General features: G+C 74.1%; 12 protein-coding genes, 1 tRNA gene and 1 pseudogene. 11 read left to right on the plus strand and 3 right to left on the minus strand.

The features are described from left to right. The 10 genes and pseudogenes from DKT68_RS17890 to DKT68_RS17935 form a co-directional block, all read left to right on the plus strand. Positions 1–299 (plus strand): annotated as a pseudogene (locus DKT68_RS17890) (hypothetical protein); the annotation flags it as partial. A gap of 436 nt (positions 300–735) precedes the next feature. Continuing rightward, complete coding sequence (gene fdh, locus DKT68_RS17900) at positions 736–4,020, plus strand: formate dehydrogenase (RefSeq protein ID WP_269089860.1); 3,285 nt, start codon at positions 736–738, stop codon at positions 4,018–4,020. Continuing rightward, positions 4,013–5,140 carry a 4Fe-4S dicluster domain-containing protein gene (locus tag DKT68_RS17905; RefSeq protein ID WP_109818589.1) on the plus strand — a complete coding sequence of 376 codons (1,128 nt, stop codon included), beginning with the start codon at positions 4,013–4,015 and terminating at the stop codon, positions 5,138–5,140. Before fdh ends, DKT68_RS17905 begins: the two co-directional genes overlap by 8 nt. Positions 5,141–5,319: 179 nt before the next feature. Then, positions 5,320–6,372 carry an NrfD/PsrC family molybdoenzyme membrane anchor subunit gene (gene nrfD / locus DKT68_RS17910; RefSeq protein WP_109818590.1) on the plus strand — a complete coding sequence of 351 codons (1,053 nt, stop codon included), beginning with the start codon at positions 5,320–5,322 and terminating at the stop codon, positions 6,370–6,372. A 13-nt stretch (positions 6,373–6,385) separates the two neighbouring features. Beyond that, a tRNA-Sec gene (locus tag DKT68_RS31005) sits at positions 6,386–6,481 on the plus strand. A 21-nt stretch (positions 6,482–6,502) separates the two neighbouring features. Further along, positions 6,503–7,807 (plus strand): L-seryl-tRNA(Sec) selenium transferase, encoded by a 1,305-nt coding sequence (gene selA, locus DKT68_RS17915; protein WP_109818556.1) that lies wholly within the window; start codon positions 6,503–6,505, stop codon positions 7,805–7,807. Positions 7,808–7,809: 2 nt separating this feature from the next. After that, entirely contained in the window at positions 7,810–9,585 is a 1,776-nt protein-coding gene (gene selB, locus DKT68_RS17920) for a selenocysteine-specific translation elongation factor (protein ID WP_109818557.1), read from the plus strand. A 38-nt stretch (positions 9,586–9,623) separates the two neighbouring features. Beyond that, positions 9,624–9,821, plus strand: coding sequence for a hypothetical protein (locus tag DKT68_RS17925; protein ID WP_109818558.1), 198 nt, complete (start codon positions 9,624–9,626; stop codon positions 9,819–9,821). Positions 9,822–9,903: 82 nt separating this feature from the next. After that, on the plus strand, positions 9,904–11,181 hold the full coding sequence (locus tag DKT68_RS17930; protein ID WP_109818559.1) for a hemolysin family protein: 1,278 nt from the start codon (positions 9,904–9,906) through the stop codon (positions 11,179–11,181). A gap of 84 nt (positions 11,182–11,265) precedes the next feature. After that, entirely contained in the window at positions 11,266–11,451 is a 186-nt protein-coding gene (locus DKT68_RS17935) for a hypothetical protein (protein WP_109818560.1), read from the plus strand. A 4-nt stretch (positions 11,452–11,455) separates the two neighbouring features. Here DKT68_RS17935 and DKT68_RS17940 read toward each other — a convergent pair whose 3' ends face one another. Further along, entirely contained in the window at positions 11,456–12,103 is a 648-nt protein-coding gene (locus DKT68_RS17940; protein WP_109818561.1) for a hypothetical protein, read from the minus strand. 129 nt (positions 12,104–12,232) lie between these two features. Here DKT68_RS17940 and DKT68_RS17945 point away from each other — a divergent pair, with 129 nt between their 5' ends. Beyond that, complete coding sequence (locus tag DKT68_RS17945) at positions 12,233–12,439, plus strand: hypothetical protein (protein ID WP_109818562.1); 207 nt, start codon at positions 12,233–12,235, stop codon at positions 12,437–12,439. On the opposite strand, the gene DKT68_RS17950 is transcribed toward DKT68_RS17945, so the two are convergent. After that, positions 12,436–12,912 carry a hypothetical protein gene (locus tag DKT68_RS17950; protein WP_109818563.1) on the minus strand — a complete coding sequence of 159 codons (477 nt, stop codon included), beginning with the start codon at positions 12,910–12,912 and terminating at the stop codon, positions 12,436–12,438. The two genes, DKT68_RS17945 and DKT68_RS17950, sit on opposite strands and share 4 nt — an antisense overlap. Continuing rightward, a complete protein-coding gene (locus tag DKT68_RS17955; RefSeq protein WP_109818564.1) occupies positions 12,909–13,121 on the minus strand; it encodes a phosphatidylethanolamine-binding protein in 213 nt (70 codons plus the stop codon). The genes DKT68_RS17950 and DKT68_RS17955 overlap by 4 nt, the downstream gene beginning before the upstream one ends. Positions 13,122–13,180 lie beyond the last annotated feature (59 nt).

A 13,180-nucleotide genomic window follows, 5' to 3' on the forward strand; every position in this document is an offset into this window, starting at 1 on the left:
CGACGAGCCTGCAGGAGTCGAAGCTGGAGAACCTGGGCCACCTCGGCGACAGCAACGACCACGACTCGCTGGGCCTGTTCCAGCAGCGGCCGAGTTCGGGTTGGGGTACGCCGGAGCAGATCACCGACCCCGAGTACTCGACGACCGCGTTCCTCAAGGGCCTGAAGCAGGTTGACGGGTGGCAGGACATGGCCCTGACCGACGCCGCGCAGACCGTGCAGGTCTCGGCCTACCCCGACGCCTACGCCCAGTGGGAGCAGCAGGCTGCCGACCTCGTCGCCCAGCACTGGAACAGCTGACCCACAAAAAACCGCAGCACAGCCGCTGGCCGGCACCCCTCACCGGGGTGCCGGCCAGCGGCATCTCCACAACCATCACGACCGGATCTTGGACAGTTTCCGTCACGCTCGAACGGCAACTGTCCAAGATCTGCGGCGGCCGCGAGCAGCCAGCCGGCGCGGGGGAACAAGTCGGGGGGTTGGCTGGTTGTGGACAGTGTCGGTGTGACTCAGTGTCCCCGGGGCCTCACCTAATATCGCCTTCGCGGAATACCGTTCGGCTGGAGCCGCGTCGTGCCACTCGCCGAGAGGCGACCTGCACACCGACACCAGCGCCGCCCCCGGCCCACCAGCCGGGGGCGGCGCTGTCTGTACGGGGGACCGGGTCCTCGGTTCGCGAACATGCCTCGGTTGACCTATGTTCATGGGGTCGCTCGCGTGGGAGGGGGTGTCGGGCATGGGTCTGCGTACCTTTATCGAGGGTTGGCCGGTCTACCGGCAGCTCACCGGCACCGACCCGCTGGGCCGGGGTGCCGCGGCGCAATCCGCCCGCTCGGCGGAGCTCACGGCCCGCACCGAGGCCGCCGACAGCGTGGCCCGCTCGGTCTGCCCGTACTGCGCCGTCGGTTGCGCTCAGCGGGTGTTCGTCAAGGACGGGCAGGTCAGCCAGATCGAGGGCGACCCGGACAGCCCGATCTCGCGGGGGCGGTTGTGTCCGAAGGGCGCGGCCAGCAAGAGCCTGGTGACCAGTCCGCTGCGGCAGACGAAGGTCCGCTACCGCCGGCCGTACTCGACGCAGTGGGAGGATCTGGAGCTCGACACCGCGCTCGACATGATCGCCGACCGGATGCTCGCCGCTCGCGAGCAGACCTGGGAGGACGTCGACAGCGCGGGCCGGCCGCTCAACCGGACGCTGGGTTTCTCCAGCCTGGGTGGGGCGACGCTGGACAACGAGGAGAACTACCTCATCAAGAAGTTGTTCACGGCGATGGGGGCGCTCCAGATCGAGAACCAGGCCCGTATTTGACACTCCGCCACCGTCCCCGGTCTGGGGACCAGCTTCGGTCGTGGCGGCGCGACGCAGTTCCAGCAGGACCTCGCCCACTCCGACGTGATCGTCATTCAGGGCTCCAACATGGCCGAGGCGCACCCGGTGGGCTTCCAGTGGGTGATGGAGGCCAAGCGGCGCGGCGCGAAGGTCTTCCACGTCGACCCGCGGTTCACGCGTACCAGTGCGGTGGCGGACTCGTACCTGCCGATCCGCGCGGGCACGGACATCGCGCTGCTCGGTGGGGTGGTGCGCTACATCCTGGACAACGAGCTGGACTTCCGGGAGTACGTGCTGTCGTACACCAACGCGGCGACGATCGTCAGCGAGCAGTTCAGCGACACCGAGGACGGTGACGGCTTCTTCTCCGGCTTCGACCCCGAGACCGGCAGCTACGTGCAGGACAGCTGGCAGTACGAGGGGCACGAGGGTTCCTCGGGCAGCGGGCACACCGCCAAGGAGCGGGACACCGCCGCCGGTCTGCGCCACGAGTCGCACGGCGCCGAGGTGGGCGGGCAGACCCGGCGGGACGAGACGTTGCAACATCCGCGCTGCGTCTACCAGATCCTCAAGCGACACTTCGCGCGCTATACGCCGGAGATGGTGGAGCGGGTCTGCGGCATCCCGCAGGAGAAGTTCCTGGAGCTGGCCGAGGCCTGGACCCGGAACTCGGGCCGGGAACGCACCGGGATGCTGATCTACTCGGTGGGCTGGACCCAGCACAGCGTGGGCGTGCAGTACATCCGCACCGGTGCCATCATCCAGTTGCTGCTGGGCAACATGGGCCGTCCGGGCGGCGGGGTCATGGCCCTGCGCGGGCATGCCAGCATCCAGGGTTCGACGGACATCCCGACGCTGTTCAACCTGCTGCCGGGCTATCTGCCGATGCCGCACCACGCGGACCACCCGACGTTCGACGAGTGGGTCGACAGCATCCGGCACCCGGGGCAGAAGGGCTTCTGGGGCAACGCCCGCTCGTTCGCCGCCAGTCTGTTGAAGGCGTACTGGGGGGACGCGGCGACGCCGGAGAACGACTTCTGTTACGGCTACCTGCCGCGGATGACCGGTGATCACGGGACCTACCAGCAGGTGCTGGACATGATCGACGGCAAGATCAAGGGGTACTTCCTGCTCGGGCAGAACCCGGCGGTCGGCTCGGCGCACGGCCGCGCGCAGCGTCTGGGCATGGCCAACCTGGACTGGCTGGTGGTCCGGGACCTCTTCATGATCGAAAGCGCCACCTTCTGGCAGAACGGCCCCGAGGTGGCCACCGGCGAGATCGTGCCCGAAGAGTGCCGCACGGAGGTGTTCTTCCTGCCCGCCGCCTCGCACGTGGAGAAGGAGGGCACGTTCACGCAGACGCAGCGGCTGCTGCAGTGGCGCGAGAAGGCCGTCGAACCGCCAGGCGACGCGCGCTCCGAGTTGTGGTTCTTCTACCACCTGGGGCTCAAGCTGCGGGAGAAGCTGGCCGGCTCCGACCTGCCACGCGACCGCGCGCTGCTCGACCTCACCTGGGACTACCCGACGCACGGCCCGCGCGCGGAGCCGAGCGCCGAGTCGGTGTTGCGGGAGATCAACGGGTACGACGTGGCGACCGGCCGCCCGTTGTCCTCGTTCGCCGAGGCCCGCGAGGACGGCTCCACCGCGATCGGCTGCTGGATCTACACGGGGGTGTACGCCGACGGCGTGAACCAGGCGGCCCGGCGCAAGTCCCGCCACGAGCAGGACTGGGTGGCCGCCGAGTGGGGCTGGGCGTGGCCGGCGAACCGGCGCATCCTTTACAACCGTGCCTCCGCGGACCCGGACGGCAATCCGTGGAGTGAGCGTAAGCGCTACGTCTGGTGGGACCCGGAGAAGGGTGAGTGGACCGGCTACGACGTGCCGGACTTCGAGAAGACCAAACCGCCGTCGTACCGGCCGCCGCAGGGTGCCTCCGGCACGGAGGGCATAGCCGGCGACGACCCGTTCGTCATGCAGGGCGACGGCAAGGGCTGGCTGTACGCGCCGAGCGGTGTCCTGGACGGGCCGATGCCGACGCACTACGAGCCGGTCGAGTCGCCGGTGCGCAACCCGCTCTACCGGCAGCAGGCCAACCCGACCCGCAAGACGTACGCGCATCCGGTGAACTCGGTGAACCCGAGCCCACCGGAGCCGCACAGTCAGGTGTTCCCGTACGTGTTCACGGTCAGCCGGCTCACCGAGCACCACACCGCCGGCGGGATGAGCCGGACCGTCCGTCCACTGGCCGAGTTGCAGCCCGAGATGTTCGTCGAGGTGTCCCCGGAGCTGGCCGCCGAGGTCGGGCTCGCGCACCTGGGCTGGGCCCACCTGGTGAGCGGTCGCGCGGTCATCGAGGCGAAGGTGCTGGTGACCGACCGGCTCACCCCGCTGCGGGTGGACGGCCGGATCATCCACCAGGTGTGGCTGCCGTACCACTTCGGGTTCGAGGGTCTGGTGACCGGCGACTCGGCCAACGACCTGTTCGGGATCAGCCTCGACCCGAACGTGCTGATCCAGGAGAGCAAGATCGGTACCTGCGACGTGCGGCCCGGCCGCCGGCCCACCGGGTCGGCGCTGCTCGACCTGGTGGGTGAGTACCAACGGCGGGCCGGCATCACTCCGGGCCGCAACGCCCCGGCGGTCACCATCGACAGTGGTGCCGACAGCGATGGGGAGGGACGCGGTGATTCCTGACCCGAACAGCCTGTACGGCCCGCTGGATCCGGCGCCGGACGCCGGTTGGTCGTCGGCGCCGCCGCGGATGGGGTTCTTCACCGACACCAGCGTCTGCATCGGCTGCAAGGCCTGCGAGGTGGCCTGCAAGGAGTGGAACAACGTGCCGGGCTCCGGCCTGGACCTGCTCGGCATGTCGTACGACAACACCGGGGCGTTGACCGCCAACTCGTGGCGGCACGTCGCGTTCATCGAGCAGCCCCTTCCGGCGGGGCACCGCAGCCCGCCGTTCACGGGGACGCCGACCGGAGAGCCGGTCAGCGCGGCGTCGGCCGCCGTCGCGGCCGGCACCGGCAACCGGACCGGCACGGACCCGGGGTTGCCGACGGGTGCACCGTCGGCCGCCGCCCGGATGGCCACCAGCGGCCCGGCAGACGTGCTCGGCGACCCGATCGACGCCGGCCAGCGGCCGCGCCACGGGCAGGGGTCGGGCGACGCCGGCGCGGGACCGCAGTTCCTCGGGATGCCGGGTGCGCAGCCACCGGGGCGGGGCACCGGCGCGGAGGGGCGCGCTGATTTCCGCTGGCTGATGATGTCGGACGTGTGCAAGCACTGCACCCACGCCGCGTGCCTGGACGTCTGCCCGACCGGTTCGCTGTTCCGGACGGAGTTCGGGACCGTGGTGGTGCAGGAGGACATCTGCAACGGCTGCGGTTACTGCATCTCCGCCTGCCCCTACGGCGTGATCGACCAGCGTAAGGATGACGGTCGGGCGTGGAAGTGCACGCTGTGCTACGACCGGCTCGGCGCAGGACAGACACCGGCGTGTGCCCAGGCCTGCCCGACCGAGTCGATCCAGTACGGCGAGTTGGACGAGCTGCGGGAGCGGGCCGCCGCGCGGGTCGCGACCCTGCACGAGCGGGGAGTGCCGGAGGCGCGCCTGTACGGTCATGATCCGAATGACGGGGTGGGTGGTGACGGGGCGTTCTTCCTGTTGCTGGACGAGCCGGAGGTGTACGGCCTGCCGCCGGATCCGGTGGTGACGACCCGGGACCTGCCGAAGATGTGGAAACGCGCCGGACTCGCGGCGCTCGCCATGGCGGCGGCGACCGTCGCCGCGTTCGTCGGAGGTTCCTCGTGAGTCCGCACCGCCCCGAGGTGGGGGAGTTGTTCCGTCGCTTCCGCGACCGCCTGGCCGCCGACCGACCGGGGACGACGGACCCCGCCGCCGAGACGGACGGCGCGACGGCGGCGACCGCGAGCGACGCACCAGCCGCGACCGCGAACGGTGGACCGAGCGGCACCGACACGCGGGCGGAACTGTCCCCGCGCAACGGCGACCCGAACCGCCGGCGGGCCGGCCGCCGGCGTGGTGGACGCGGTGGCGGCGAGGAGCTGCGGGTGCCGGAGGCCGAGTTCACCTCGTACTACGGCCGGCCCATCCTGAAGGCGCCGGTCTGGAAGTGGGACATCGCCGCGTACCTGTTCACCGGCGGGTTGGCCGCGGGCTCGTCGCTGCTCGCCGCGGGAGGGCAGCTCACCGGCCGGCCGGCGCTGCGGCGGGCCGGGCGGGTCACCGCACTGGGCGCCGTCGGCGCCAGCGCCGTCTTCCTGGTGAAGGACCTGGGCCGGCCGGCGCGGTTCCACCACATGCTGCGGGTCGCCAAGCCGACCTCGCCGATGTCGGTGGGCACCTGGGTCCTCACCGCGTTCGGGCCGGCCGCCGGGGTCGCCGCGATCGCCGAGGCCGCCGGCTGGCTGCCCCGGCACGGTCTGCTCGGGCTCGCCCGCCGGGCGCTGCCGCCGGTCGGGCACGCCGCCGGGCTGCTCGCCGCCGGCACCGCGCCCGCGCTGGCCACGTACACCGGGGTGCTGCTCGCGGACACGGCGGTGCCGTCGTGGCATGAGGCGTACCCGGAGCTGCCGGTCATCTTCGCGGGCAGCGCGCTGGCCAGCGGCGCCGGCGTGGGTCTGCTCGCCGCGCCGCCGGCTGAGGCCGGGCCGGCCCGTCGGATGGCGGTGGCCGGCGCGGCCCTGGAACTGTTCGGCGCGCACCGGGTGGAGACCCGCCTCGGTCTGCTCAGCGAACCCTACCGGCGGGGCCGGCCCGGTCGGCTGCTGCGCGCCGGCCGGCTGCTGACCTCGGCCGGGGTGGCCGGCGCGCTGCTCGGCCGGCGCAGCCGTGTGGTGGGCGCGTTCTCCGGCGCCGCGCTGCTGGCCGCCTCGGTCGCGACCCGGTTCGGCATCTTCTACGGCGGCGTCGCCTCCGCCCGCGACCCGCGGTATACGGTGGTGCCGCAACGCGAGCGGGTCGAGGCCCGGAGAGCTGGGACGGATTCGTCACCTGACCGGGCGGCCCCGCCCGTGCTGTGATCGAATGTCCGATGGAGGCGTTCAGGTGGCTGGTGCCCCTCCCGGTCTTCAAAACCGGTGTGGTCCGGGACCCGGGCCAGGCGGGTTCGATTCCCGTCCGTCTCCGCCAACGCCGGCAGGAGATGACGTGATGGGCGACGGCCCGGTGGACCCGCGACGCCGGGTGCCCCGCACCGACACGCTGCTCGCCGATCCCCGGCTGGCCGCCGCCGCCGCGACGCTCGGCCGGGACCGGGTCAAGACCGTCGTCGCCCGCGCGCAGGAGCGTGCCCGCCGCGGTGAGATCGGCCCGGACGAGGTCCGCGACGCCGCCATCGCCGCGTTGCCCCCGCCCGGCCCCCGCGCGGTGCTCAACGCCACCGGTGTCGTGCTGCACACCAACCTCGGCCGGGCGCCGCTGTCGCCCACCGCGGTCGCGGCGATCGTGGCCGCCGCCGGGCACACCGACGTCGAGCTGGACCTGACCACCGGGCGGCGGGCCCGCCGGGGCCGGGACGCTCTCGACGCGCTGGCCGCCGCCGTGCCCGACGCGGGCGCCGTGCACGTGGTCAACAACGGCGCCGCCGCGCTGGTGCTGGCCGCCACCGCGCTGGCCGCCGGCCGGGAGATCGTGGTCAGCCGCGGCGAGCTGGTCGAGATCGGCGACGGCTTCCGACTGCCCGACCTGCTGGAGAGCACCGGCGCCCGGCTGCGGGAGGTGGGCACCACCAACCGCACCACCCTCGCCGACTACGCGGCCGCGCTCGGGCCGCAGACCGGCTTCGTGCTCAAGGTGCACCCGTCGAACTTCCGGGTCACCGGCTTCACCTCGGCCACCCCGGTGCGGCAGTTGGCCACCCTGGGCGTGCCGGTGGTCGCCGACATCGGCTCCGGGCTGCTCGCCCCCGATCCGCTGCTGCCCGACGAGCCGGACGCCGCCAGCGCGCTGCGGGCCGGAGCCGCCCTGGTCACCGCCAGCGGCGACAAGCTGCTCGGCGGCCCGCAGGCGGGGCTGCTGCTCGGCGACGCCGAACTGGTGGACCGGCTGCGCCGCCATCCGCTGGCCCGTGCGCTGCGCGTGGACAAACTGACCCTGGCCGCGCTGGCCGCCACCCTGCACCGCCCGGACACGCCGACCCGGGCGGCGCTGCACGCCGACCCGGGCGCCCTGCGCCAGCGCGTGGAGCGGCTGCGTGACCGGCTCGGCGCGGACGGCCGCAAGGCAGAGGTGGTGCCGGCGGTCGCCGTGGTCGGCGGCGGCGGCGCGCCCGGCGTGGAGCTGGACTCGTGGGCGCTGAGCCTGCCCGAGCGGTACGCGGCGCCGCTGCGCACCGGCGACCAGCCGGTGCTCGGCCGGGTGGTGCGCGGCCGGCTCCTGCTCGACCTGCGCTGCGTGCCCGCCGACGCCGACGAGGCGCTCCGGGCGGCCGTGCTGCGCGTCCCCGGAGACGACTGACCGTGTTCGTCGTCGCCACCGCAGGGCACGTCGACCACGGCAAGTCGACGCTGGTCCGGGCGTTGACCGGCATGGAGCCCGACCGGTGGGCCGAGGAACGCCGCCGGGGAATGACCATCGACCTGGGGTTCGCCTGGACGACGTTGCCCTCCGGCGGCACGGTCGCGTTCGTCGACGTACCCGGGCACGAGCGGTTCGTGCCGAACATGCTCGCGGGGGTCGGCCCGGTGCCGGCGGCGCTGATCGTGGTCGCCGCCGACGAGGGGTGGATGCCGCAGTCCGCGGAGCACCTGGCCGCGCTGGACGCGCTCGGCGTCGGGTACGGCCTGCTGGCGGTGACCCGCGCGGACCTCGCCGATCCGGAGCCGGCGACGGCCCGGGCGCGGGCCGAGATCGCGGAGACGAGTCTCGGCGCGGTGGAGGTGGTGGCGGTCAGCGGCCTGACCGGCGCCGGCCTGCCGGAGCTGCGCGCCGCCCTGGACCGGCTCGCCGCCCGGCTGCCGGCCCCCACCGTGGACGATCCGGTCCGGCTCTGGGTGGACCGCAGCTTCACCGTGCGGGGCAGCGGCACCGTGGTCACCGGCACCCTGGGCGCCGGCCGGCTGCGGGTCGGCGACGAGCTGGAGCTGGCCGGCGCCGACGAGCTGGTCCGCGTCCGCGGCCTGCACTCCCTCGGCCAGGCCCGGCCGGAGGCGGAGGCGGTGGCCCGGGTGGCGGTCAACCTGCGCGGCACGCCCCGCGACCGGCTCGGCCGCGGGGACGCGCTGCTCACCCCGGGCCGGTTCCACCGCACCGACCTCGTCGACGTCCGGCTCACCGGCGATCCGGCGGCCGACCTGCCGGCCACCCTCACCCTGCACGTCGGCTCGGCGGCGGTGCCGGTCCGGGTCCGCCCGCTCGGCCCGGACACCGTCCGGCTCCGGCTGGCCCGCCCGCTGCCGCTGCTGGTCGGCGACCGGGCGCTGCTGCGCGATCCGGGCCGGCACCACGTGTCCGGCGGGGTGCGGGTGCTGGACGTGGCCCCGCCGCCGCTGGGCCGCCGGGGCGCGGCCGCCGCCCGCGCGCAGGTCCTCGCCGACCTGGACGGCCGACCCGACCTGGCCGGGGAACTGCGCCGCCGCCGGCTGGTACGGGCCGGCACCCTGACCCGGATGGGCGTGCCGGTGGACGCCGCGCCGGTGGCCGGTGACTGGCTGGCCGATCCCGCGCACTGGCGGCGACTCGGCGACCAGGTGACCGAGGAGGTCGCCCGCTACGCCCGGGAGCACCCGCTGGAGCCGGGGATGCCGGTCGACGCCCTGCGCCAACGCCTCGCCCTGCCGGACCGGGCGCTGGTCGAGGCGCTGGTCCGGCCGCCGCTGCGGATCCACGCCGGCCGGGTGGGGGCGGCGAACGCCAACGCCCTGCCCGAGCCGGTGGCCCGGGCGGTGCAGCGGGTCCGCGCCGAGTACGCCGACCGGCCGTTCCGCGCCCCCGAGGCGGACCACCTCGTCGACCTGGGCCTGGGTCCCCGGGAGATCGGGGCCGCCGTACGCGCTGGCGCGCTGCTGCGACTGGCCGACTCCGTGGTGCTGCTGCCCGACGCGCTCGACGACGCGGTACGGGTGCTGGCCGGGCTGCCTCAGCCGTTCACCCTCTCCGCGGCCCGGCAGGCGTTGGACACGACCCGCCGGGTGGCGGTGCCACTGCTGGAGCTGCTGGACCGCCGGGGCGCGACCCGCCGGCTGCCCGACGACGCCCGGATCGTCGTCACCTCCGCGTCCGCCGCCCCCCGGTAACCGCCACCACGGCACCGACCGTCACCTACGGTGACGCCATGGACCCTTCGGCGGTCTGGCGGGACCGGCAGCACCGGTGGCGGATCGAGGCGTACCGCGCCCCGGACCTGCGGTTCGCCGTCTACGCCACCAACGGCCCCACCGAGTCCGCCCCGCTCTGGCTGTTCGGCATGTCGGCGCTGGCCCGGTGGCTGATGACGCACGCCATCTCCCTGGACGACCTGGAGACCGACTGAGCGCGGCCCGGACGACCGGAACCGGACCCGAAGCCGGCCCCGCTGCGGTTGAGTGGCCTGAGGCGGTGGACGGGGGTACGCGATGGGCGCTCAGCTCGGGCAGTTGGCGCTGGTGGCCGTGTTGATACTGATCAACGCCGCGCTCTCCGGCAGCGAGATGGCGCTGGTGACGCTGCGCGAGGGGCAGCTGCGGCGGTTGGGTCGGCGCAGCGCTGCCGGCGACCGGCTGGTGCGGCTCTCCCACGACCCGAACCGATACCTGGCCACCATCCAGCTCGGCATCACCCTGGCCGGGTTCCTCGCCTCGGCGGCGGCCGCGGTGTCGCTGGCCGAGCCGCTGGTCGCCCCGCTCGGCTTCCTCGGCGCGGCGGCCCGCCCCGCCGCCGTGGTGCTGGTGACGGTGGTGCTGACGTTCGTCACCCTGGTGATCGGCGAGCTGGCCCCGAAGCGGCTGGCGATGCAGCGCGCCGAACGCTGGGCGCTGCTCAGCGCCGGCCCGCTGGACCTGCTGGCCCGGCTGTCCCGGCCGGCGGTGTGGCTGCTGAGCCGCGCCACCGACGCGGTCGTCCGGCTGGCCGGCGGCAACCCGAAGGCCAGCCGGGAGGAGATGACCGAGGAGGAGCTGCGGGAGATGCTGGTCAGCCAGCGTGGGCTGTCCGCCCAGCAGCGGGAGATCCTGACCGGCGCGTTCGACATCGCCGGCCGGACGCTGCGCGAGATCCTGGTGGCCCGGCGGGACGTGACCGCGCTGCCGGCGAGCCTGGCCGTCGACGAGGGGGTGCGACGGCTCGCCGCCGCCGGGCGTTCCCGCGCGCCGGTCACCGGCGCCGGCGGCCTGGACGAGGTGATCGGCGTGGTGCACATCCGTGACCTGGTGCGGGCCGGCGACGGCACGGTGGGGGAGCGGGCCCGCCCGCCGCTGCTGCTGCCGTTCACGCTGGCGGTCTCCGACGCCCTGCGCCACCTTCGTCAGGAGCACCAGCAGCTTGCCCTGGTGGTCGACGAGCACGGCGGCATCGACGGCATGATCACCATGGAGGACCTGCTGGCCGAGGTCGTCGGCGAGTTGTACGACGAGACCGACCGGGACGTCGGCGGTGTGATCCGGGAGCCGGACGGGTCGCTGCTGGTGCCGGGTGAGTTTCCGCTGCACGACCTGCCCGACCTGGGCGTGCGGTTGAGTTTCCCGCTCTCGCAGGAGTACACGACGGTGGCCGGGTTGGTGCTGGCCCGGCTGCGGCACCTGCCCGGCGAACCGGGGGAGACGGTCCGGCTGCCCGGCCTGACCCTGGAGGTGGTGGAGGTCGGCGACCGGGCGGTACGCCGGGTGCGCCTGCGCGGGTTCACCGCCGAGCGGTGACCGGCGGCGGGCGCGTCACCCGGACGGGCGACCCCACCACCGAACCCACCCGCTGGCGCATTTCCGCCGCTTACGGTGCGATACGTGAAGGACCGAGGATTGCGGACGTTCGTCACGGTGCTGGCCGGCCTCGCGGTGATCTACTTCGGAACCGCCGGCCGTAGTCCCGAGGAGGGCCGTGGTCTCTCCGGCGGGCTCGTGGTCCTGGCGCTGCTCGCCGCGCTGCTGGTGTGGCACCTGACGCGTCCGGGGGACAAGACGGTGAAGTGAGCGCTCAGCGGGCGGCGCGGGTGACCTCACCCGCGGACTCCTCGCCGAGCGCCACCCGCACCAGCGCCGAGGCGAGCCGCCCGAAGTCCGGCTCGTCGACGAGCCGGGCCAACCCGTCCGGCGCCTCCGGCAGACCCAGCCGCTTCGCCCCGGCCAGCGCCCGGCGGTCGGCGTACGGGCGCACGTCGGACCACACCGTCTGCGCCTCGCGCAGGTAGATGTCGGCGCCCGTGGGCCCGATGCCGGGGAACTCGGTGAGCCGTCGGCGCAGCCCGGCCGGGTCACCCTCGGCCTCCCGGTGCAGCCGCCGCAGGTCGCCGTGCCAGCGGTCCAGGCACAGGCGGGCGCCCGTGCCGAGCATCGTGGCCGTCCGCTCGTCGTAGCGGCGGTAGTGGCCCCTGCCCAGCGCGTCCACCCGCTGCTGCCAACTGGCCGCCTCCATCGCCTGCGGCGTGCGGTAGCCGGCGGCGAACAGCTCCCGCGCGGCGTCCACCGCCACGCACGCCCGGATCCGGGTGCTCAGCAGGGTGGCCAGCACCAGCAGCTGGTACAGCGGCCCGGGTCGGTCGGAGAGCCGGATGCCGGCCTCCTCCGCGTACGTGCGGCTGCTCCGGTCCAGCAGGACCCGCGCCACGGTTCGGTCGTTGCCCACGCCCGCTGGGTACCCGCCCCGGCGGCGGCTAGCCCTTCCGCCGCCGCGCCGGCCCGGAATGCCGCCGGGTCGGGTGGGTATGCCTGCGGTGGAGGCGGTCGATGCCGCCGTATCCGGAGGGAGACACCCGTGGTCAACCCGCAGCAGGAGGAGCTCCGGCGCAACGCCAAGGGAGCCACCAGTCAGGACAGCAAGGGGCCCAAGCCGACCGGGCACCCGCTCAACCGCGGCTCGTCCCGCGGTGACGCGGGTCGGCCGGTGCCCAAGGGCCAGGTGTCGCCGTACGGCCCGACGACCGAGCCGGTCGCCGAGGACGACAGCGACAACCCGGTCTAACGACCGCGACCTGACGGCCGCCGCAACCTGTTCCAGGTGGCGGCGGCCGTCAGCCCGTACGCCAGGTGCGGCACGATGTCGGAGATCCAGTCGGAGCGCCGCCACGTACGCGGGTCGCTGATGCCCAGCGCGGTGATGGACCCGTCGGTCATCGTCATGACGCCGGCGCCGAGCACCCCGGTGGCCATCGGCAGCGGCTGCCGGCGGCCGTTGGCGTAGAGCGCGAACGCGACTCCCGCGGCGATGCCCAGCCCGTAACCGATCAGGGCGCCGAGGCCCGAGCGGCGGTTGGCCGCCCGGGCCCCGGTCCCCAGGTCCACGTGCGTGATCCCGGCGAGCCGGCCGACGGTGTCCTCCGGCGTGCTGCTCGCCGGCCTGGCCCGCAGAGCCATGTCCAGGTAGCTGACCACGTTGAGCGCGGTGCTGCCGACGGCGCCCGCGATGGCGCCGTCGGCCAGGTCGACCCTCCTCACTTCGGGTCGCCCGGTTCGCGCTCGCCCTTGGGGCCGTACGTGCGCTCGCCGCGCACCACGCCCCGTTGACCGCGATCCTCCTGGAGGATCCGGTTGGCGACCTGGTCGGCCTTGCCGTCGGGCACCCGCCGTCCCGAATCGTCGATCGCGTTACGGATGCGCGCCCGCTGCTTGTCGTACGCGTTACTGCCCGGCCGTGGTCCTGGCATCAGCTGCCTCCTTCGTCCGTCGCCGTTGGCGTACCGCGCCCGTCTACCCGTCTGAGCGC

The sequence above is a fragment of the Micromonospora acroterricola genome (genome assembly GCF_003172955.1).
Taxonomy (GTDB): domain Bacteria; phylum Actinomycetota; class Actinomycetes; order Mycobacteriales; family Micromonosporaceae; genus Micromonospora; species Micromonospora acroterricola.